This window comes from Desulfuromonas sp. DDH964 (assembly GCF_001611275.1).
Classification (GTDB): domain Bacteria; phylum Desulfobacterota; class Desulfuromonadia; order Desulfuromonadales; family DDH964; genus DDH964.
Map to the genome: position 1 here is coordinate 1612314 of NZ_CP015080.1, position 21807 is coordinate 1634120.

The window sequence follows — 21807 nt, forward strand, 5'->3', positions numbered from 1 at the left end:
TGCCCCGTTGAAAGTTGAAAAATTATGAGACAGTAGTGCAGCTGAAAATTTTCCTCTGGGAGAGATCTTTTGAAATTTTCAAACAAAAAAATTCTGGTAACCGGCGCCGATGGTTTTATCGGTTCTCACTTGACCGAAGAACTGGTAAAGCGCGGGCATGATGTGCGTGCTTTCGTACTTTATAACTCGTTTAACTCTTGGGGCTGGCTCGACGAGTCTGCACCGGAGATCAGGAAGTCGCTTGATGTATTTGCGGGGGACATCCGTGACCCCCATGGTGTGAGAACTGCCATGCAGGGATGCGACATAGTCCTTCATCTGGCTGCCTTGATTGCGATCCCTTATTCCTATCACTCTCCGGATACTTATGTAGATACCAATATTAAGGGTACTCTCAATGTTGTACAGGCTGCCCGTGAACTGGAGGTCGCAAAGGTTGTTCATACTTCTACCAGCGAGGTCTATGGAACGGCACGCTTTGTCCCGATCACCGAGGAACATCCATTACAGGGGCAGTCTCCCTATTCGGCATCCAAGATCGGTGCTGACCAGATCGCCATGTCCTTTTATTCTTCGTTCGGAACACCAGTTGCTACCATAAGACCATTCAATACCTATGGCCCCCGGCAATCCGCGCGTGCCGTCATCCCTACCATTATCACCCAGATCGCCACCGGAATCCGCAAGATTAAGCTTGGCGCGCTGTATCCCACCAGAGATTTCAATTATGTGGCTGATACGGTTGCCGGTTTCATTGCCGTTGCGGAATCAGAGCGCACTGTGGGAGAAGTATTGAACATCGGCAGCAACTATGAAATTTCCATTGGTGAAACAGTTGCGATGATTGCCGATATCATGGATGTCAAGGTCGAGATTGAAACCGATGATGTCCGACTGCGCCCTGACAAGAGTGAAGTAGAACGCCTCTGGGCCGCCAATCAGAAAGCGTTGGACTTGACCGAATGGCAACCGAAGTATGCCGGTAAGGAAGGTTTGCAGCGCGGATTGGCCGAGACTATCGCTTGGTTTGCCAAACCTGAAAACCTGTCCTGCTATAAGGCCGACCGTTACAATATATGACAGCAAACTTTAGCACAAGGGTCGTTCTCAGCGCTTTGCAATCAGTCCTGCCTTCTGGTAGCGGATTCATTTCGTTACATGAGCCGCGCTTTGCAGGTGAAGAGTGGATTTATGTCAAGGAATGCCTAGATACCGGCTGGGTCTCGTCTGTAGGCAAATTTGTTGATCGTTTTGAAGAGGATCTGGCTGCTTATACCGGTGTCAAACGCGCGGTTGCCGTTGTCAATGGGACTGCTGCATTGCACATCTGTCTGCTGCTTGCCGGGGTTGAGGCTGGGGATGAAGTTCTCATGCCTGCCTTGACTTTTATCGCCACGGCCAACGCGGTCTCCTATTGCGCCGCAGTGCCCCATTTCATTGATAGTGAGGAAGCGACTCTCGGCGTTGATCCAATGAAACTTGCAGAATATCTGGCTGCGGTTACGGAGAAGCGCTCTGATGGATGCTTCAACCGGCTGACCGGTCGCCGGATCAGGGCAATTGTGCCGATGCACACCTTTGGACATCCGGTCGATCTTGAGCCGCTTTTGGAGGTCTGTCAGGTTTTCAACATAACCTTGATCGAAGATGCGGCAGAATCACTCGGCTCGTTTTACAAAGACCGTCATACGGGGCAGTGGGGTTTGCTCTCGGCTCTAAGCTTTAACGGGAACAAGACTATTACTACCGGTGGCGGCGGAGCAATCCTGACCAACGATGAAGAGTTGGGTCGACTGGCAAAGCATATCACGACAACTGCAAAAGTTCCCCATCGCTGGGAGTTCAATCACGACATGATCGCCTACAATTATCGTATGCCCAATATTAATGCAGCTCTTGGCTGTGCCCAGCTAGAGCAGCTTCCCGGTTTTCTGAAGATCAAACGTGAACTGGCAGAACACTATCGGCAAGCCTTCAGGGATATTCACGGCATACGCTTTTTCACTGAACCAGCTAACAGTCAGAGCAACTACTGGCTCAATACCCTGCTGCTTGATGAGCGGTATGCCGACCGGCGGGATGCCCTGTTGAAAATCACCAATGACGCCGGCATTATGACCCGACCTGCCTGGACTCTTATGAACAAACTACCCATGTTTTCTGCCTGCCCCAAAATGAATTTGCAGGTTGCGGAAAGCCTGGTACGCCGTCTGGTAAATATACCGAGCAGCGTCTTGCTAGGTAAGGGATCGGTCAATGCGTAAGATCTGTATAGTCACCGGCACCAGAGCCGAATATGGGCTGCTTTACTGGCTCATGAAAGAGGTTGAGGCTGATCCCGGGCTTCAACTGCAATTAATCGTCACTGGTATGCATCTTTCGCCCGAGTTCGGTCTCACCTACAGGACGATTGAAGAGGATGGCTTTACCATCGATGCCAGGGTCGAGATGTTGCTTTCCAGTGACACCCCGGTCGGGATTGCCAAGTCAATAGGCCTGGGAGTGATCGGCTTTGCCGATGCCCTGGAGCGATTGAAGCCCGATATGATGGTTGTTCTCGGGGACCGTTACGAGATTCTGGCAGCTGTTCAGGCCGCTCTGGTAGCAAGGATTCCCGTAGCTCACATTCATGGCGGCGAAACAACCGAGGGTGCAATTGACGAAAGCATCCGCCATGCCATCACGAAGATGTCCCATCTGCATTTTGTGGCTGCCGAACCTTATCGTAAACGGGTGATCCAGCTGGGTGAGCATCCAGATACGGTATTTGATGTCGGAGCACTTGGAATTGAAAATATCAGGCGATTGCAACTGCTTGATAAGGCCGCGCTTGAACAGAGCATAAACTTTGAACTGGGCACCAGCTTTTTTCTGGGTACCTACCACCCCGCGACACTCGGCGCACTAACTCCTCAGGCTGCCATGCAGGCGCTTCTTGATGCCCTGGACAAGTTCCCGCAAGCCAGAATAATTTTTACCAAGCCCAACTCCGACACTGATGGCAGAATATTGGGCCGGATGATTGATGACTATGCACAACAGCATCACGAGCGGGTCGCTGTGTTTACCTCCATGGGGCAGGTCCGTTATCTGAGTGCGCTGAAGCTGGCAGCTGCCGTAATAGGTAACTCGTCAAGTGGCATTATTGAGGCTCCTGCCTGCCATATTCCGACTGTCAACATAGGGGACCGACAGAGTGGGCGACTCAAAGCCGACTCGATTATTGACTGTCTGGAAACGAAGGAATCCATAGCAGCTGCGATCAATAAAGCTCTTTCACCCCGTTTTCGGGATGAAATCAAGCATGGCGTTTCACCCTATGGTTATGGAGAAACTGCTTCACAGATCAGGGACTGCCTGAAGAGCGCAACTCTGAGCTGTGCAAAACCTTTTTACGATCTTCGAGAGGCACGATGAAAGCTCGCCACACCTACATAATCGCCGAGGCCGGCGTAAATCACAACGGCTCACTGGAGATGGCAAAAAAACTGGTGGAAGTTGCTGCCGATGCCGGCGCCGATGCTGTAAAATTCCAGACCTTCAAGGCGAACAAGCTGGTGAGCTCTCTGGCGCCCAAGGCAGAATATCAGACCAGGACAACCGGTAGCGACGAATCCCAGTTTGAGATGATCCGCAAGCTGGAACTGGATGATCATGCTCATGAAGCACTGATTGCGCATTGCAAGATTTGCAACATAGAGTTTCTTTCAACACCATTTGATCTTGAAAGTGTTGACCTTCTGGCCGGGCGATTCGATCTCCCTTGCATCAAGATCCCCTCCGGAGAGATAACCAACGCCCCTTTACTGCTCAAGATCGCCCGGACCGGAAAACCGGTGATTCTTTCAACCGGCATGTCTACCCTGGGTGAAGTTGAAGATGCGCTTGGTGTTCTGGCCTTTGGCTTTCTGAGCAAGAGCGGGCCTTCAATAGCAGCCTTTCGTGCTGCTTACTGTTCTGCCCAGGGGCAGGCGCTCCTGCTTGACAAGGTGACGCTTCTGCACTGCACAACCGAATATCCGGCCCCGCTTGAAGATGTGAATTTGCAGGTGATGGACACCTTGAAAAGCGCCTTTGGCCTGCCGGTAGGCTATTCCGATCACACCGAAGGAATTGCCGTGCCGATTGCGGCTGTTGACCGCGGCGCTGTTGTCATTGAAAAGCATTTCACCCTTGACCGCAGCTTGCCGGGTCCGGATCACAAGGCGTCGCTCGAACCGGCTGAACTGAGGCAGATGGTGCGTTCGATCCGGGATGTCGAGCAGGCTCTCGGCACCGGCACAAAGCATCCGACACCAAGTGAACTGAAGAACATGGCCGTAGCCAGAAAAAGTCTGGTGGCTGCCTGTACTATCAGGTCCGGCGAGCCATTCACAGCTGAAAACCTGGCAGTAAAAAGGCCCGGCAATGGGTTGTCACCGATGCACCAATGGGAGCTGTTGGGCCGAAAGGCCGGAAAGGACTTTGCCGTTGATGAGGCAATAGAACTATGAGTCTGCCGGTTATCATATTGGGTGCGGGTGGCCATGCGAAGGTGTTGATCGGGGCGATGCTGGCAACTTCTGCCGTTATCAAGGGGGTAGTTGATTCAAATACGGCACTGGTCGGTAGCCGTATCCTCGGCGTTCCTGTGTTGGGTGGAGATGATGTTGTTGCTGAATTCAACCCCTCACAAATCCGGCTGGTAAATGGAGTCGGCTCGATAGGTCTTCCGGTTTTACGTCAACGACTGTACGAAAGGTTCAAGATTTTGGGTTATGACTTTGCCACGGTTGTTCATCCGTCGGCAGTTGTTGCTTCTGACGTCGTCATTGGCGAAGGAGCCCAGGTTATGGCCGGTACGGTCATCCAACCCGGCAGTCAGATCGGATGCAACACAATCATCAACACTCGTGCGTCAGTGGATCACGATTGTATTATTAGCGATCATGTCCATATTTCACCCGGTGTTACCTTTTCCGGGGGGGTGGATGTTGGAGCGGGGAGCCATATCGGTACAGGCGCCACTCTGATTCAGGGGGTTTCAATCGGTAGAGGTTGCCTAGTTTCAGCCGGGGCAGTTGTCGTTAAGGATATCAGTGCTGGCATAAAGGTGCGCGGTGTGCCGGCACGGGAGTTCGTATGAATCGTTGGAAAGATGTGCTGATAAGCCCGGATACAACTATTATGAACGCGATCAAGATCATTGATGAGGGCTCTCTTCAGATTGCCCTTGTGGTCGATGCTTCAAATAAACTTGTCGGGACCGTCAGCGACGGCGACATCCGGCGTGCAATTTTGAAGGGGGTTTTGTTTGACAGGCCCGTAAGTGAAATAATGTTTACCGAGCCAACCGTTGCAAGTTGTCATGAAAGCCGCGAAGCTATCATGGAGACGATGAAAACAAAGAGACTGCGGCAGATCCCAATTGTCGATCTGGCTGGCAGTGTAGTTGGTTTGGATAGTTGGGAAGAATTACTTAGCATTCAGGAACGGAACAATATTGTCGTGCTTATGGCGGGAGGTCTTGGAACACGACTTGGCGATCTTACGAAAGACTGTCCCAAGCCACTACTGCGAGTTGGCAAAAAGCCGGTTCTGGAAACAATTCTTGAAAACTGCAAGGAGTACGCGTTCAAACGTTTCTTTATTTCAATAAACTATAAAGCTGAAATGGTTAAGGAATATTTTGGAGACGGGTCGCGCTGGGGTGTGGAAATCCATTATCTTGAGGAAAAGACTAGGCTCGGCACTGCAGGAGCTCTCGGTCTGCTCCCTGAAATCCCGAGGCTGCCTATTCTGGTAATGAACGCAGATGTCCTTACAAAAATCAATTTCAAGCATCTGATGGACTTTCATGATGAGCACAAGTCAGTAGCCACCATGTGTGTCCGTGAATATGAATTCCAGGTGCCATTCGGCGTCGTGCAGCTTGATAGCCATCGCCTTAAGAATATTCTGGAAAAGCCGATTCATCAATTTTTCGTGAATGCAGGTATTTACGTGCTTAATCCGGAAGCAGTTTCCATGGTTCCTAAAAACGAATATTTTGACATGCCAACACTTTTTGACAAGTTATTTAATAAGCAGTCGGAAACGGCGGCATTTCCGATTCGGGAGTATTGGCTGGATATAGGACGAAAAGCCGATTTCGAACAGGCAAATGGTGATTATGATGAGGTGTTTTCATGATCGCGAACAAAACTGTCCTAGCCATAATTCCGGCGCGTGGCGGTTCCAAGGGAGTGCCACGCAAGAATATTTATGAGGTTGCCGGTAAGCCGCTTATCGCCTGGACCATTGAATCAGCACGAAAATCGAAATACATCGACAGATTGATTTTGTCATCAGATGATGCCGAGATCATTGCAGTTGCACGTGAATGGGGCTGTGATGTTCCATTCGTGCGTCCGGCAAAATTGTCACAGGATGATACCCCGGGTATCGAACCGGTCATTCATGCCATTAATGCGCTGCCCGGATATGATTATGTTGTTTTGTTGCAGCCCACTTCTCCGCTGCGTACGGTTGAAAACATAGATAAAGCCATCGAGATGTGTCTGGACAAACATGCAGCTGCCTGCGTGTCGGTGACAGAACCTGACAAGAGCCCATTCTGGATGTTTACTGTAAATGCTGATGGAAAGATGCGCAAGTTGCTGGAGAGCGGAACATCTTTTGCGCGGAGACAGGATCTTCCCCCGGTATATGCGTTGAATGGCGCGGTCTATGTGGCTGATACAAGGACTATTGTAGAAACGCGATCATTCGTAACTGAAACCACAGTACCTTACATAATGTCAAAAAATAACAGCGTAGACATTGATACGGAAGAGGACATGGTTGTTGCTGAGGTATTTTTGAATAGGGCCAATAGGATATGACCGATTCCATACACAATATACTTTTGGTTGGTGCCGGCCAGCTTGGCAGCCGCCATCTTCAGGGCCTTGCGCGCATCAATATCCCCGTATCAATCGAAGTGATTGATCCTAGCGAAGTCTCACTTAGGACTGCTCGCGAAAGATTCACCGAAATCGCGAAGAACCCTTATATTCGAGAGATCAGGTTTAACACCAATGGTAATGGCGAGAACAGCGCAATAGACTTGGCTGTGATCGCAACCGGTGCAGACGTAAGGGCAGATGTTGTAACTGCTCTGATTGGTGACAAACAGGTACGAAATATTATCCTGGAAAAGTTCCTTTTCCAGAGAGAATCGGATTTTGAAAGAGTAGGAGCGCTGTTGCACGAGCGGCAGGTGAAAGCAGTTGTCAATTGCCCGCGGCGGGTCTATCCGTTTTACCTCCAGTTGAAAGAAATTCTTATTGAAGATGGACCGATCAATTTCCGCGTGGACGGAAGCAACTGGGGTTTGGGGTGTAACGGCGTACATTTTTTTGATCTGTTCGCGTTCCTGACTGGTGAATACTCATCCATCCGAATCGATGAGGTATTGCTTGACAACACTATTCTGGAAAGCAAGCGGCCAAGCTTCGTGGAGTTTACCGGCAGCATCAGGGGAGCGAATGGCCGCGGTGACATGATCGAAATTTCATCCAGCATCGAACCGGGAACACCTTTGCATATTTCCATAGGTACCGGAACCCGTCAGATAGAGATTCAGGAATCGGCTGGTACCGCGTTTTTTGTCAAGAATCACGTCGGAAAAGTGTTTCAAGAGACATTTACCGTGCCTTTCCAAAGTCAGATTACCGGAACGGTTGCGCAGGAAATGCTTATGAACGGTGCCTGCTCTCTTACCCCTTACAAGGAATCTGTGCATCTCCATCTTCAGTTGCTTAAAACATTACTGGCGCATCTCAATAACGTGAGCGGAAAGCAGTACGAGAACTGTCCGATTACCTGAAAGAAATTATTATGAAAAAAGAAGACATATGGCTCGTCGGTTGCGGGCAGATGGCAATTGACTACATAAAGGTGCTTGATGCGCTGAAACAGCCGTTAAAGGTTATCGGTCGCGGGGAAAAAGCTGCTGCCCTCTGTGAAGAGAAAACCGGAAAGGCTGTAATAAGGGGCGGATTAGGCTCTTTTCTCGATGCCAATCCGTTGCCATGCAAATGCGCCATTGTAGCTGTCAATGTCGATGCGCTTGCGGAGACAACAATTCAATTAATTAACAGTGGTGTCAAGAACATACTGGTTGAAAAGCCCGCGGGATTGAATCCTTATGAAATTATGGCAGTACGAGACGCTGCAATTTCAAAAGGTGCGGATATTTATGTGGCTTACAATCGTCGTTTTTATGCAGCTACTTTGCATGCAAAGAGGATGATAGAGGAAGACGGCGGGTTGTTGTCGTGTAACTTTGAATTTACCGAATGGGGTCATGTTATTGAAGGGTTGACAAAAGACCCCGGTGTCAAAGAAAAATGGTTTCTCAGCAACTCCACGCACGTTGTGGATCTGGCCCTGTATCTCGCAGGCAAACCACAACAGCTAAGCTGCTATACTGCGGGTTCACTGCCATGGCATCCCGCGTCTTCAGTTTTTGCAGGGGCCGGAATCACAGATAAGGGAGTTCTGTTCTCCTATCAGGCTAATTGGCTGGCCCCCGGGCGATGGGGGGTGGAAGTATTGACGGCTCATCACCGGTTGATCTTCCGCCCGATGGAGACATTACAGGTAATGCACAAAGGCTCAGTCAGGATAGATCCGCTGGAAATTGATGATTCACTGGACAAGACCTTCAAGCCTGGCCTCTATGAGCAGGTGAGTCGCTTTCTTGCTGGTCGAATCGAGGGGTTTTGTACCCTGGCTGAACAGATTGATCACTGGGGTTATTATTGCCGTATGGCAGGGTATTAAATATAAATTGTTGGCGCAAAAGGAGCTCTGGAATGAAAGTATTGAAGGTTATATTGAAAAAACCATTTAATTTGATTTTAAAAATTAAGAAGTTTTTTTGGAAAGCAAAAGTCAGGATTCAGGCGCAACACTGTGGGAAAAGACTTTATATAGGAAGCGCAAGCAGTGTAAATTCAAAAACAGTCTTCGGTGATTACTCAAGTACCAATGGAATTACGGTAAAAGGGTATGGGAAGGTATTGATCGGTGATTATCTTCATACTGGTGTAGACTTGCTCATACTTACAACCAACCATAATTATAAAAACTCTACGTTGCTACCGTATGATTTGGATGAAGAAGTTAAAGACGTTGTTATCAAGCGTGCCGTGTGGATTGGGGACAGGGTTATTATAATGGGTGGCGTAACTATTGGTGAGGGTGCGATTATTCAAGCGGGTAGTGTTGTAGTATCAGATATTCCTGATTATGCAATTGCTGGTGGAAGTCCAGCCAAAGTTTTCAAATATCGGGATATCGATCATTATAAAAAACTTGCAGAGAGAGATATGTTTTACCGCTACTGATTTTTGGTATTATAAAAATTTTTGAAACATTAAAATATGAATGTTACCAAAGCAACCAACTCAATTTATGGTCTCTACCTGTCATTTTTAACAATTGCCTGGATGTTTCTCAATTTCGGTGGCTCAGGGGCGGATCCCTATACTGGCCAGGGTCTGCGGTGGGTCTTGATAACAGTGCCATTGCTTTTTATCATATTTATATTCACATTAGTTCGGCTTATGCAGTTTTCTTTTGACAATAATTTAACACAAATTTTTTTGCTTTTATATATTTTGTGTATTATCCCAGGTTCTGCGATTCATTCAGACCTGAAACATCTTTCAGAGGTGCTTCGCTGGGCTCTACCACTGTATTTTATAATTCATTTCAGGATTTCCGTTTCATATAAATTGCTGAATTTTTTATATATATTGTCAGTCATTGTCGTTGTATTAAATTACAATAGCGGTGTATCCGACTATGGATATCTTCCGGGTCAAACTACTGTTAATCTTCATCAGGGCATGTGGTGGCGAGTCTCTCTTTGGTTGTACAAGACACCACCTTATTCTGCAGCGTTCTCAATAGCCATATTGTTGGTAAATTTTTTTTATAATAAAAAAAATTCTAGGTATTTTTTTTATATATTAAGTACATATTTCATAATTTTAAGTGGAAGCAGAACTTCGTACCTTATATTGATTTTTACAGTAATATTTTTATTTTTAAAAGCAAGGGTAAGGTTTGGATGTCGGCCGACGTATTTGATTTTTCCAATTATTGTATTTTCTACTATATTCTTACTTCAAGTTTATTCAGAAAATATCGGTTTTTCAACAGGAAGTGAATTTATAAATAGCGCCATCACCCGAAGTGTTGATGGTAGCGCCAATTTAACTCTCAATTCTAGACTGCTTATCATTGCAGAACATTATAGATTGCTGCTTGATTCAGATGTTTTTCCCTTTTTAGGGATTGGATCAAAGGTGAATGACTCGCCCAACTGGACTGTTAACGGTGGGTTTTTTGGCGGTACGGCAGATTCATTTATTTCGCATCTTATGGTCAGGGACGGAATTGCATTTATATTTTTATGGTTAGGTTTTTGTTTTTTCTTGGTCAGTCTTTTAAAAGAAAAAAATGTTTTTGGTTATATGGTTGCCGTCATATTAATGATATTTTTAGTAGCTTATGGGGCATGGTTGAATTTTTCAAATCCTGTTTTTCTTATGTATTGTGGGATGTTTTTTATTCGCCAAGATTTTTCTCGTGATTACAGTGCAAATTGTATAAAGAGGAGGGCGCACTATTGAAGGGTTTTTCTTTAACCGCCTTTATTGCGATCACGGGATCTGCTTTTCCCTTTTTATTGCTCCCGATTTTAACTCGAGCATTGACCAAGGAACAGTATGGTGAACTTGTTGTTATTGAACTTTGTCTCGCGATTCTTACCACTTTAATTCATTTTTCAATTTCAGGAAGTACTGTTGAGTATTATAAAATGGATGAAGAATCGCTCAAAAATTATCTTTCCATGTCGCTCTACCTCTCATTTTTTTCCTTCATTATACTTCAAGTTTTTGTTTTAACTTTTGGCGATATAATTTATAAAAATTTCCAGGTTAGTAAGATGTGGTTGGCTGTCATCCCTTTGATGGCATTCATGAATGTTTCAACAAAATTACAAAATATTCTTCATGTTTGTAAAAGGAACCATTTGTCTTATGCAATTTTTTTATTAGCACCTAATGCCTTAATTTTTATAAGTACAATTATTTTTCTTTATATTTTTGGTTTAGGTTACGAGGCTAAGCTTTATTCAATTCTTATATCGTTTTTTTTATTTGGAATAAGTTCATTTTTTTTACTTTTTAAAGCGGGTTTTATTTCGTTTGACTTCAAAAAAAAATATCTACCAATAAATCTCAGTTTTACCATTCCCCTATTAATTCACAGTCTGGTTGCTAGTTTGTATTTCAGTGCTGATCGGCTTTTTTTATCAAAAATGATTGGAAATAATGCTGTTGCTATATACGCTGCAGGTTTTCAAGTTGCGGCCGTGATGTCTGTCTTGCAACACGCATTTTCCACGCCGTGGCACCCCTTGGTAATGGAATTGCTCAGTGAAAAAAGTGTTGAAAAATATGGGAAAAAACATGTCTTTACCAAACTGATTAAAAATACGATTTTATCTAGCATGATAATGGTTTTTATAGCGGTATTTCTAATTATAGTTGTTTACTATTTCATTAACATAATACTTCCCCATAGTTATGAGGAATCAAAAGGTGTTTCTATAATTATTATTATTTCATATTGTATTTTAGGGTTTTATAAAATTGTTTCGCCTATTTTATGGTATTACAATCGTACATCTACCTTATCAAGGATAACAATTTTTGTATTTTTTGTTAATATGTTATTTAATTATATTTTGATATCAAAATATAACGTAATGGGTGCATGCTATGCCACATTAATAAGTGTATCAATTCAGTTTATACTAACAACGATTATTTCTTGTAATATTTTATATAATGACTTCGTCCTTTTTGAAAAAAATAAATCCATGAAATAGTTCATTAACGAATCACGGAGTCCCAATTATGTATCTTACCGTTATCGGAATCGGCTACGTCGGCCTGGTTACCGGCACCTGTTTTGCCGAAATGGGCAACTTCGTCACCTGCGTCGATGTCGATGCCCGCAAGGTCGAGCGTCTCCAGCAGGGAGAGATCCCGATCTACGAACCGGGGTTGGAGCCGCTGGTCCGCTCCAACGTCGAGGCGGGGCGGCTGCAGTTCACCACCAGCCTCGCCGCGGCGATGACCGAAGCCAACGTCTACTTTATCGCCGTCGGCACGCCGCCCGGCGAGGACGGCTCGGCCGACCTCCAGTACGTGCTGGCGGTGGCCCGGGAGATCGGGCGGAACCTCGCGGGTTATGCGGTGATCGTCGACAAGTCGACGGTGCCGGTCGGGACCGCTGACAAGGTGCGCGCAGCGATCCGCGAGGAGTTGGAGCGGCGCGGCGTCGCTATCGACTTCGATGTCGTCAGCAACCCCGAGTTCCTCAAGGAAGGGGCGGCGGTGGAGGACTTCATGCGTCCCGATCGCATCGTTGTCGGCACCGACTCGAAGGCGGCGCGGGAGATCATGCACACCCTCTACGCCGACTTCTCCCGCAACCACGACCGCATCCTCTTCATGGGGGTGCGCGACGCCGAAATGACCAAGTATGCCGCCAACGCCATGCTCGCCACCAAGATCTCCTTCATGAACGAGGTCGCTGCCCTCTGCGATCGCTACGAGGTCGACGTCGAGCAGGTGCGCCTCGGCATCGGCTCGGACAGCCGCATCGGCTACTCCTTCATCTATCCCGGCTGCGGCTATGGCGGCTCCTGTTTTCCCAAGGACGTCAAGGCGCTGATCCACATGGCGGAAGCCTCGGCCCTCGAACCGATGGTTCTCGGCGCTGTCCACCGCCGCAACGAGGCGCAGAAGGATGTCCTTTTCGCCAAGATCAGTGACCGCTGCGGCAGCGACCTCTCCGGTCTCAACTTCGGGCTCTGGGGCCTCGCCTTCAAGCCGGGGACCGATGACATGCGCGAGGCGCCGGCGGTGGTCCTCCTCCACCAGCTGATCGGTGCCGGCGCCAAGGTGCGCGCCTACGATCCCGAGGCCCGCGAAGTCGCCCGCGAGGAGCTCCCCGCGGCCTGGTTCGAGAGTGGGGCGCTGACCCTGGCGGAACACCAGTACGACGCTCTTACGGGATGTGATGCGATGATTCTGGTGACCGAGTGGAAGCCCTTCCGCCACCCCGACTTCGCTGCGATCAAGCGCCTGCTGAAGAACCCGCTGATCTTCGACGGGCGCAATCAGTATGACCCGAAGAAGCTGAAAGAGGAAGGGTTTGAGTATTTTGGGATCGGAAGGAGAAGTTAAAAAATAAGGAACGGAGCTTGAAATTGCTTCTTTATTTTTTTATGATTAACCAAGGTACCAAAAACCTAAATATTCACTCAGTAGTGTCCCAACGTTGTCTTGAGTGAATTTCTCAACTATTGGTTTTCAATTAGTTTTTTATACAAAATCCTGAATCAGTGAGGTGGCAGCTCGCACCTCTGATTTTTACCTCGCGAGGTCATTTTCGCGAGTGATTTTGAGTCTCACACCGTCCGTCCGGGTTGTTTTCCCGGATCGGCGGAGCTGTTCTTTGACAATTCAGCTGATTTTTACATGGTGCGGCCTCTCTGTGTCTGTTTCAGGGCGAGCGATGGCGACCCCAACCTGATGGTGGGGTTATTCCGTGCCCTGATTGTCTCGGTTCCGGTCAGCCATAAGCGAACCGTCGATAGGTTCTGCTGAAAGCGTCATACTGATCATGCGCATGCCGACTGAAGCGCAACGTCAGGGCGTGTGCGTGGCAGATGAAGCGCCCGGCGAAGTAGACCAGGTCCTGAATCACCGTCTTGAGCCGGCGGCGTTGTTTGGCCCGCCGACGCTGCTTGCCGGTCATCAGGCCGACCTGGCCCACAGCCCGCAGAATGTTGTAGGCCAGCCCGGCACAGTGCATGACCAGGGTGTTGGTGGCGAACTTGCCTGACGGCAGACGTTCCAGATCCATATCGCTTTTAAGCTCGGAGTGATACTGCTCGCACAGGGCGTGTCCCTTGTACAGTTCGATCACCTTGTCCTTGGCGCTTGAGAGGCTGGTCCACCAGCCCTCGATTTCAATGTCCGGGACCAGCAGCGGGGTGCCGTCTTTTTCGAAATAGCGTTCCGTGGCCCGCAGCACACGGCGGACCTTGAGAGTCTGGTACTTGCCATCCTCATCCTTGAAGGCGCGCTCGACCGTTTCCGTCATGATGGCGATGCGGCCTTTTTTGTCCTGCTTGATCATCTTGCCGTGGGCAAAGACCTCGCTGGCTCTGGCCGGCACGTCGGTCCCTCGGGGATTCCACTTGACGATGAAGTCGACCTTCTCTTCCTTGAGAGCCACCAGAGTCGCAATGGCATCGTGGGCGCTGTCCAGTCGCACCAGCAGGGGAGCTTCGGTCAACTGCCGGCTTTTGTGAATCGCCCGCAGCAAAAAGGGGACAAAGCCCTCCTGGGCATGCTGGGACCCGGGACGGTGCTCGATCTCCAGACACCACCCCTCCAGCCCCAACCAGGCGGCGATCGGGGCGAAGCCGTGGAACTTGCGGTAGGTCCAGGAGGCCCCCTCTTTCTTGGTGTTGGAGTTGTCCTGGGTGAAGACGTCCAGATCCAGCGGCATGTGCCCGGTCTCAAGCGTCGAGAACTCGGCCTTGGCTTTTTTGAGAAACTCAACCGTACAGAAGTCGACAATGCGCATCGTCGCCTCGGCGACGGCATCCATTCGCTGACGCAGGGTCTCCGGTGACGGGACCTTGTTGACGCCGAGGGCCGCAGCGAAAAACTCGTCATCCTCGAAAAAAGGCCGGATCGCCTCGAAGTCGCTCTTGCCCTGGCAGAGCAGGCCGAGATAGCAACGCAGCACATCGGCCGTGGCAATGCCCTTGCAGGGGGCCGCCTTGGCGACCCGCGCGTTCAACGACGTGAACCTGTTGACCGCCAGGCCGACCAGGGCCACGCCGGACTGGGAGGTGTAGAATTCGCTGTCGGACTGCTCGATGTTGAACCGCGGAAACGTCACGAAAAAATCTCCTTGGGTGAAGTTTGAGGCGGCTCTATAATAGCAGAAAAGATCAACAAAATCAGCTAATTGTCAAAGATAAAACAAGAAATTACGATTGTAAGCTCACTGATTCAGGAAAATGCCTATTGTCGACTTGAAACTTCTTTTGGCTTGGCGCCATCCTACCTGCGGGTTCAGCACCTTATCGCAGAAGCGGCTTCATGTACTCAGGCAAACTGGTTTTCTCCCAAGTCATTGACCACCTTCCCCTGCACACCTTTCGGCAATGCGTGAAGCGCTACCGGGGGAACCACAAGGTCAAGCAGTTCACCTGTCTCGACCAGTTTCTTTGCATGGCCTTTGCGCAACTGACCTACCGCGAGAGTCTGTGAGATATCGAAGCCTGCCTGCGTGCGCAGAGCAACAAGCTCTATCACATGGGCATTCGCAGCCAGATTGCACGGGATACGTTGGCCAATGCCAACAGCGTCCGCGACTGGAGTATCTACGCCGACTTGGCTCAGAGTCTTATCCCGGTAGCACGCAAACTGTACTTGGACGAGGACTTCGGCTTGGAACTCGACCAGACTGTTTATACTCTGGATGCCACGACCATCGACAACCCCGGCATCCTGTCTATCCCTATCTGCTGCGGGGAATGACCATCGATCGCCCCAACCAGGTCTGGGCGACGGACATCACCTACATCCCCATGGCACGCGGCCACCTATTCCTGGTTGCCATCATGGACTGGGCGACCCGCAAGGTGCTGTCCTGGCGGCTGTCCAATACCCTCGGCACCCATTTTTGTGTCGAGGCGCTCAAAGAAGCACTGCTCAAATACGGCGCCCCTGAAATCTTCAATTCTGACCAGGGCGGCCAATTCACCAGCGAAGCCTTCACCTCGGTCCTGAAGGCCTGGAACATTAGGATCAGCATGGACGGCAAGGGCCGGTTCAAGGACAACATCTTTATCGAGCGCCTCTGGCGCACCCTGAAGTGCGAAAGAATCTACCTCAAAGCTTACGAAGCCGGCGCCGAACTCTCCCGGGATCTGGCGGTCTGGTTCAACTTCTACAATGAGAAGCGCAAGCATTCCGCGCTTGACAAGCAGACCCCCAATGAGGCTTATGAACAGGGACTGCAACAACTCAACCCGGCCGCCTGAGGCTGGAAATTCCACAGCTTTTGGGGCATTGCTTATTTCACCCCTCAGGCTGTCTCACGATTCAGGACCACCTCAGTTGACATCGGTGGACAGCAGCGCCAGCCACTTTCTGGTACTGCGATTTCGGACGATGACGATCTTGGCCATGACAGGGTTCCCCTTATCGTCCGTGCCCAGTTCAACGAGAGTCGAGGCAAGAATCTTCGCCCGCCCGCTGCGTTTGCGGACGCTCTTGTACAGTTCGTTGAGGGTGAGTTCGAACCCCTTGTAGCCGTAGGTGATGGTCTTCATCCCCTTAAGCATGCAGACCACCTGCTGCTTTTGTTTGAGCAGCCCGATAATCGTTGCCGGATGTAGCGGAACCGGTTCCTTGGACACAAGTTTAGATTATGCCGCCTGACGGATTTCGTCGGGCGACCGGAAGCCATTTTTCTCGACTCGCCATTCGCTGTTGTAGAGTTCGACGAAGGTTTTCACGGCCTCGCGAACATCATCGATGGTACGGAATATTCGGCCATAGATGGCTTGCTCTTTCAAGGTGCGGTTGAATCGTTCAGCAACTCCGTTGGTCTGTGGTTCGGCAACGAAGGCAAAGCTGGGGGTGATTCCCCAGAACTTGATCTGGTTCAGAAAATGGTCTGAGAGGTACTGGGTGCCGTGATCCATACGCAGAGACAACCCTCGGGCAATATCTTTCTCTACGCCCCCATAGATGTTGTCTAACGCCATGGAAAGTGGTTGAAGAGCAGCATAACGGTCGCCGGTCTTGCAAACATGCCAGCCGACACATTCGGCGTTCCAGTGCTCGACGGCGCTAAAGATCCAGACCCAGCCTTCGTCGAGAGTGAATACGCGGGTGCCATCGGTGCCCCACATTAGATTCGGAGCCATGGTGATGATTTTACCATCATGCGCCTTGGCTGCTTTGGGCCAACCCCGGTGAGGTGACAACAGATGATTCTCGCGCATCAACCGCAGAACCCGCTTGCGTGCGATGCGCACGCCGTCACAAATCCGCAGCCTGGCCCAGACCTTGCGGTGTCCTTCGCCGGTGAACGGGGACGTGGCCAGATCGTGACGGATCATGGCGAGAAGATCCTCATCACTGATTGACGGACGTGGGCCACGACGCTTGGGAGTTGATTGCGGAATCTGGCGCGAGGCATGGTAGAACGAGGAGCGAGCCTGCTCCCAAACATTGCAAACCCGCTGGACGCCGTAGGCCTTTTCAGCGCCTGGGGAGATCGTTTGGCTCATTTCGACGACCTCCGTTTGGCTAAAGGGCCGGGTTTTTTAACCCGTTCCCAAAGTAGTTCGTTTTCCATGGTCAATTCGCCGATCCGGCGCATGGCCTGGTTGAGTTCCGCTTGAGTCGGATCGTTCTGACGTTGTTTCAACGACTCATCGATTCCGGTCAGCGCTTTCTCTCGCCACTGCTCCAGGCGGTAGATTTCGATGCTCAACTCGCGGGACAGAGCATCAACCGATTCGCCCCGCAGCAAGCGCAGAACCACTTCACGCTTGCGGGCAGCGCTCCAACGTTGCCCTTCGGCCAAAGGCCCAGTGACTGTTTCGTTCTTGTTGTTTGTTGTCATTATTAATCTCCTTGGACATCGGGATTCTATCCCAAATCAGTGTCCAAGAAAACTGGTGCCGCTATATAATCGTTGCCGGAAAAGCGAACCAACTGTCGAAGAGCAAGTAATCGGCGGTGATGCCGCTACGGCGGGCTTGTATCACCAGATCCTTGAGCACCTCAGGGGCTTTGAGCAGACTCTCGGCCCGGCGCTTGAACCCGTTGGTCCGTTTGTCGATTTCGGCCATCGGCAACAGACGGTTTTTCTGCTTGGGGAACTGAGCAGGCCAAACGAAACCGGCACACAGGTTGAACCATCGGACCAGCCCAGAGTCAGCAACCGAAAACCGCGGTAATAGCGATTCTCGTTATGGTCGTGGACCCGCGCCAAAAGCTCCACTTTTTTGCTGCGGTTGCGATTGTAGAGCGAGTCATCGACGATGAAAACCTTGGGGGTCTGCTCCGAGGTCAGCGGTAGAATCTGTTTCCGAATGATCGCAGCACTCAGCAGATGCAGGAACTTGTGCCAGTTGGCATTGACCGAATTGAGAAATCGGTACACGGTGTCTTTGCCGATTTCCTCCCCGGAGGCATCGGCTTGCAAATAGCGGAACAAATTCTTGCCGGTGAAAACCAGGCTGAAGATAAACCGCATCACCGCGACGGGTGCAATGCCGCACTGTTTGACCATGTTGCTTTGCTTCAAGAGTAAAGCGATACGCTGATTGTCAAAGTACGAATTAATTTGGTTTTGACATGAAACAGTTTCTGCTACAATCTGATCCAAAGCGTCATCTCCTGTTGTTTTGGTTGTTTGACGATAACCTATCCTAACACAGTTGAAGGCGTTTTTTGTTTAATCTCAGGGGGGTCCAATTCCCCGAAGCTTGCTTCGCTATCGCCAATATGAAATATTGGCGACATGAGCGAATATGTACACAAAAGTCATAATGTTTCTGTGCTGTTATACCATCTTGTTTGCCCAGCAAAATACCGCCGGGTTGTTTTCACCCCAGAGGTTGATGGCTGTCTCAAAGAGGTCTGCCTTGAGATCGCCAAAAGATACGAGATTCAGTTCGTAGAAATTGGGACCGACAAAGACCATGTTCACTTTTTGGTGCAGTCGGTTCCAATGTACAGCCCAACGCAGATTGCACGAGTCATCAAAAGCATTACGGCCAGAGAAATATTCGGCTCGTCAGCAGAATCTGTGGGTGCCTTCCGGTTCGGGTAGGCAGCCAAGTGTATGATACAAGGCGATTTTTAGGACCTCGTAACTGCGAAAACCGTACGCTTTTCTACAGGTCACTTTCGCTTTGTTGTTAAGACCCTCGACAGCTCCCAGGGCGATCTGCTCCCGGGCGCGAAACCAGTTGAGCAGCAATTCCCGATGAGACCGCAGCATCTTCGCCACCTGCTTCATCGGTTGAATGCGGGAACGCATGGTGCGCCGGCACCACTCGTCGAGGAATCGGGCGGCCCAAGCGGCCCGCTGGTACTGCCAGAACCGTTGGAAGTCCTCCTTGAGCAGGTAGGCCCGGATCGTCTTGAGGTTGCAGGCCAGCAGTTCCTTCAGCTTGACGCCCTGCTTGTCGGTCAAGTTCTCCGGGCGTTTGAGGATGCACCAGCGGCTGCGAGTGAGTACCGGCTGCTCTCCCTTGGCCCTCAGCTCCCGGGTCTCCTGGGCGCGAACTTTATCGAGAGCCTTGTTCATCTGGCTCATGATGTGAAAACGGTCCAGGATGTGAAGCGCTTTTCCGGCCGCCGCCGCCACGATTTGCAAATACGGCTTCCACATGTCGCTGCAGACGAACCGGAGCCGGGCGGTACGCTCAGCGCCGAATTCCTTGAAGAACTGCCGCAGGGTCCTCTGGGTCCGCTCTTTGCCGATCCACAGCAAGCGACGGCAGCCGGCGTCGATCTGGTAGACCACGGTCAGGTAGCTGTTGTGCCCCTTCTTGTAGGCGATCTCGTCGATGCCGATGGCGGTGACGTTCTCCAGGTCGCGGTGGGCCAAGCCCCAGGCGACGGCCATCTTGACCGAGCGAAAGACGTTGTCCCAGGAGGTTTGGAAGACGTCGCCGACCTCCTTCCAGGACAACCGTCGCGCCCAACGGGCCAGGAACCAGGCATAGGTGGTGGTGAGGTGATTCTTCCCTTCGGCCCAAGGGACCTTTTCCACCTTGACGCCACAGCGCGGGCAGTCAACCCGGCGCATGGAATAGACGAAGAAGACGGCGATGCCCCACAGCGGGACGAACTCAAAGCGCCGAACCGGCAACGTGTCGTAGCCTGGGGCGCTGCGCCCGCAGCCCGAGCAGATCGGACGGCTACCGTCTCGGGGACGGATATCGATATCAAGGACCGTGGCTTTTCCCTGTTCCCGCCAGCGAGAGGAGCCGTAGACAAAACCACTATGCTTCTGGACCCGATTCAGGATAGACTTGACCAGCATCCCGGTTTCCTCCGCCTGGTTATGGGGTAGTCTTGGTCGACGTCCATAATGCCAGACTTGGAATCGGGATGCGCTTTTTTCAGCAACCGGTAGGCTGCTCAGCCCCCATCCCGGGGTTGCTGTTTACCCACAAATTCTGCGGAAGAACCAAATATTCAAACGAGTCCCATCGGTTAAAAAGCAACTATGGGGTGGCGAATTTTGGACAAAGGGCTATTTTGTGAACACTGTAGGCCAAAAGGGTAATGAGAAAACCATTGCGACCTATGTTAGAAATCAAGGCCGAGAAAAAGAGTATCAGCAATTGCACCGCGAGCAGTTAACGCTTTTTGATACCCCGTAGCTTGCTGCGGGGTAGTTCATCTATTACAGCAACTTATCTATTTTTTACAGCTACGAAAGTTGAGTTTTTAAAGAAATGGGGAGGCTCAGACTGCTTCTGCAACTACTACAAATTTTCGTCATTGTCTCTGTGGTGACTGCTTGAGAAGGTAGCGTCGTATCAGACCTCAACCTTTACGCCATCTGTAGAGACGAGTTCGTATTTTTAAGGGACGGCTTACTTACGAGGTAATAATTGATCAAAAGAAAAAAAAGACTTTTTATAGTAATACAATCACTCCAGTATTTACAGGCTGAAGAGATTTTTGATGATGAGGATGAAAATATCTTAGTTGTTTTGTGGGCAGATGAATTCAGTCAGTTGCATAGTTTGGTTTCATCAAAAATTTGGGATAAAATATTTTGGATTCAGTTGCGAGGGACATTTTATGAAGTAGTTAAACATAGAAGATATATTAACAAAATTATCGATGATATTGGGATAATTGATGAAGTAATAGTTAGCTCATATTACAATAATTTAATGAATATTTTTATGAATCATTACAAGAATTCTAATAAGATTTTACTTGAAGATGGAAACGCCACCTTAACACTAGATACAAATAGTTATTATAGTGGTAAAAAAACGAAATTAAAAAATTTTATATTATATTTATTTGGTTTTGATGTATCACCTATTCAGAAGATAGATATTTTTACAACGTATAAATGTGTACTTGAATACCCCCCGAAGATTGCCAAGAATTTAATTTATAATGAATTCTCAAGGATTAAGAAAAAAATTAAAAACCTTCCTGATGGGAAAGATGTTTATTTTATAAACAGTAACTACATTCAGTTGAAAATGATTGATAAGAAAGTTTATATTGATTTTCTTAAAAAATCTATCGACAGGTTTCGAGGTAATAATATTAAGGTAATATTGCATAGATTTGATCAGGTTGATGACTATAATGAAATAATTGGTTATCGTGGTACCGAAGTAATCAAGCTTAAAGAATGTGTTGAAATTTATTTTAGTAAAATTCATGAAAAACCTTATTTTATTTTAACCGCAGGTTCTGGCGCGACAAAAACTCTTTATGATATTTACAGATTCAATGTAAAAGTCTTCATGCCAAAGATAGAATTGTTTCAACCAAAATTCAGAAAAGATATTAAAACTATTGTTGATAAGCTCGGGGAAAAATTTAATGTCGAGTTTTTGTAAAAGCAAAAAATGGAATAAAATTAATTCTAAATTTTATTATG

19 protein-coding genes and 5 pseudogenes are annotated in these 21807 nt (G+C 49.0%); 18 read left to right on the forward strand and 6 right to left on the reverse strand.

The window, feature by feature from the left end; all coding sequences use genetic code 11:
- Positions 1-69 precede the first annotated feature (69 nt).
- Genes DBW_RS07280 through DBW_RS07330 form a run of 13 tightly spaced genes read left to right on the forward strand, consistent with a single transcriptional unit; the run spans position 70 to position 13298 of the window.
- The gene (locus tag DBW_RS07280) at positions 70-1080 is read left to right on the forward strand and encodes an NAD-dependent 4,6-dehydratase LegB (protein WP_066726391.1); all 1011 of its coding nucleotides are present in this window, start codon (positions 70-72) and stop codon (positions 1078-1080) included.
- Positions 1077-2264 carry a LegC family aminotransferase gene (locus DBW_RS07285; protein ID WP_066726398.1) on the forward strand — a complete coding sequence of 396 codons (1188 nt, stop codon included), beginning with the start codon at positions 1077-1079 and terminating at the stop codon, positions 2262-2264. The genes DBW_RS07280 and DBW_RS07285 overlap by 4 nt, the downstream gene beginning before the upstream one ends.
- Positions 2257-3417 (forward strand): UDP-N-acetylglucosamine 2-epimerase, encoded by a 1161-nt coding sequence (gene neuC / locus DBW_RS07290; protein ID WP_066726401.1) that lies wholly within the window; start codon positions 2257-2259, stop codon positions 3415-3417. Before DBW_RS07285 ends, neuC begins: the two co-directional genes overlap by 8 nt.
- Positions 3414-4493 carry an N-acetylneuraminate synthase gene (gene neuB / locus DBW_RS07295; protein WP_066726404.1) on the forward strand — a complete coding sequence of 360 codons (1080 nt, stop codon included), beginning with the start codon at positions 3414-3416 and terminating at the stop codon, positions 4491-4493. Before neuC ends, neuB begins: the two co-directional genes overlap by 4 nt.
- A complete protein-coding gene (locus DBW_RS07300; protein ID WP_066726407.1) occupies positions 4490-5125 on the forward strand; it encodes an acetyltransferase in 636 nt (211 codons plus the stop codon). The genes neuB and DBW_RS07300 overlap by 4 nt, the downstream gene beginning before the upstream one ends.
- The gene (locus DBW_RS07305) at positions 5122-6171 is read left to right on the forward strand and encodes a nucleotidyltransferase family protein (protein ID WP_066726410.1); all 1050 of its coding nucleotides are present in this window, start codon (positions 5122-5124) and stop codon (positions 6169-6171) included. Before DBW_RS07300 ends, DBW_RS07305 begins: the two co-directional genes overlap by 4 nt.
- Entirely contained in the window at positions 6168-6863 is a 696-nt protein-coding gene (locus tag DBW_RS07310; protein ID WP_066726413.1) for an acylneuraminate cytidylyltransferase family protein, read from the forward strand. The genes DBW_RS07305 and DBW_RS07310 overlap by 4 nt, the downstream gene beginning before the upstream one ends.
- Positions 6860-7849 (forward strand): hypothetical protein, encoded by a 990-nt coding sequence (locus DBW_RS07315; protein ID WP_066726415.1) that lies wholly within the window; start codon positions 6860-6862, stop codon positions 7847-7849. Before DBW_RS07310 ends, DBW_RS07315 begins: the two co-directional genes overlap by 4 nt.
- Before the next feature lie 11 nt (positions 7850-7860).
- Positions 7861-8808: a Gfo/Idh/MocA family oxidoreductase gene (locus DBW_RS07320; protein WP_066726418.1), complete on the forward strand. Its 948-nt coding sequence runs from the start codon at positions 7861-7863 to the stop codon at positions 8806-8808.
- 32 nt (positions 8809-8840) lie between these two features.
- Complete coding sequence (locus DBW_RS07325; protein ID WP_066726420.1) at positions 8841-9374, forward strand: acyltransferase; 534 nt, start codon at positions 8841-8843, stop codon at positions 9372-9374.
- Positions 9375-9410: 36 nt separating this feature from the next.
- Positions 9411-10667 carry a hypothetical protein gene (locus tag DBW_RS18465; RefSeq protein WP_157471825.1) on the forward strand — a complete coding sequence of 419 codons (1257 nt, stop codon included), beginning with the start codon at positions 9411-9413 and terminating at the stop codon, positions 10665-10667.
- Positions 10664-11932 (forward strand): lipopolysaccharide biosynthesis protein, encoded by a 1269-nt coding sequence (locus tag DBW_RS18095; RefSeq protein WP_197463751.1) that lies wholly within the window; start codon positions 10664-10666, stop codon positions 11930-11932. The genes DBW_RS18465 and DBW_RS18095 overlap by 4 nt, the downstream gene beginning before the upstream one ends.
- A gap of 28 nt (positions 11933-11960) precedes the next feature.
- The gene (locus DBW_RS07330) at positions 11961-13298 is read left to right on the forward strand and encodes a UDP-glucose dehydrogenase family protein (protein ID WP_066726423.1); all 1338 of its coding nucleotides are present in this window, start codon (positions 11961-11963) and stop codon (positions 13296-13298) included.
- 388 nt (positions 13299-13686) lie between these two features.
- On the opposite strand, the gene DBW_RS07335 is transcribed toward DBW_RS07330, so the two are convergent.
- The gene (locus DBW_RS07335) at positions 13687-15030 is read right to left on the reverse strand and encodes an IS1380 family transposase (RefSeq protein WP_066726426.1); all 1344 of its coding nucleotides are present in this window, start codon (positions 15028-15030) and stop codon (positions 13687-13689) included.
- Positions 15031-15233: 203 nt separating this feature from the next.
- Here DBW_RS07335 and DBW_RS18945 point away from each other — a divergent pair.
- Together DBW_RS18945 and DBW_RS18475 are read left to right on the forward strand one after the other, a co-directional pair.
- Positions 15234-15632: pseudogene (locus DBW_RS18945) on the forward strand (DUF4372 domain-containing protein); the annotation flags it as partial.
- Positions 15633-15634: 2 nt separating this feature from the next.
- Positions 15635-16180, forward strand: a pseudogene (locus tag DBW_RS18475) (IS3 family transposase); the annotation flags it as partial.
- Positions 16181-16261: 81 nt separating this feature from the next.
- Here DBW_RS18475 and DBW_RS07345 read toward each other — a convergent pair.
- From DBW_RS07345 to DBW_RS07360, 4 genes and pseudogenes are all read right to left on the reverse strand, one after another.
- A pseudogene (locus DBW_RS07345) lies at positions 16262-16489 on the reverse strand (IS4 family transposase); the annotation flags it as partial.
- Between the two features lie 78 nt (positions 16490-16567).
- Positions 16568-17437 carry an integrase core domain-containing protein gene (locus DBW_RS07350; protein ID WP_066726432.1) on the reverse strand — a complete coding sequence of 290 codons (870 nt, stop codon included), beginning with the start codon at positions 17435-17437 and terminating at the stop codon, positions 16568-16570.
- Positions 17434-17775 carry a hypothetical protein gene (locus tag DBW_RS07355; protein ID WP_066726434.1) on the reverse strand — a complete coding sequence of 114 codons (342 nt, stop codon included), beginning with the start codon at positions 17773-17775 and terminating at the stop codon, positions 17434-17436. Before DBW_RS07355 ends, DBW_RS07350 begins: the two co-directional genes overlap by 4 nt.
- Positions 17776-17916: 141 nt before the next feature.
- The gene (locus tag DBW_RS07360) at positions 17917-18543 is read right to left on the reverse strand and encodes a transposase (protein WP_157471831.1); all 627 of its coding nucleotides are present in this window, start codon (positions 18541-18543) and stop codon (positions 17917-17919) included.
- Between the two features lie 135 nt (positions 18544-18678).
- Here DBW_RS07360 and tnpA point away from each other — a divergent pair.
- A pseudogene (gene tnpA, locus DBW_RS18105) lies at positions 18679-18948 on the forward strand (IS200/IS605 family transposase); the annotation flags it as partial.
- A 6-nt stretch (positions 18949-18954) separates the two neighbouring features.
- Here tnpA and DBW_RS07365 read toward each other — a convergent pair.
- Complete coding sequence (locus DBW_RS07365; protein ID WP_066726437.1) at positions 18955-20211, reverse strand: ISL3 family transposase; 1257 nt, start codon at positions 20209-20211, stop codon at positions 18955-18957.
- A gap of 148 nt (positions 20212-20359) precedes the next feature.
- On the opposite strand from DBW_RS07365, the pseudogene DBW_RS18110 reads away from it, so the two are divergent.
- Both DBW_RS18110 and DBW_RS18480 read left to right on the forward strand, forming a co-directional pair.
- Positions 20360-20554 (forward strand): annotated as a pseudogene (locus DBW_RS18110) (transposase); the annotation flags it as partial.
- Positions 20555-20788: 234 nt separating this feature from the next.
- A complete protein-coding gene (locus DBW_RS18480) occupies positions 20789-21766 on the forward strand; it encodes a hypothetical protein (protein ID WP_157471833.1) in 978 nt (325 codons plus the stop codon).
- The last annotated feature ends 41 nt before the right edge of the window (positions 21767-21807 follow it).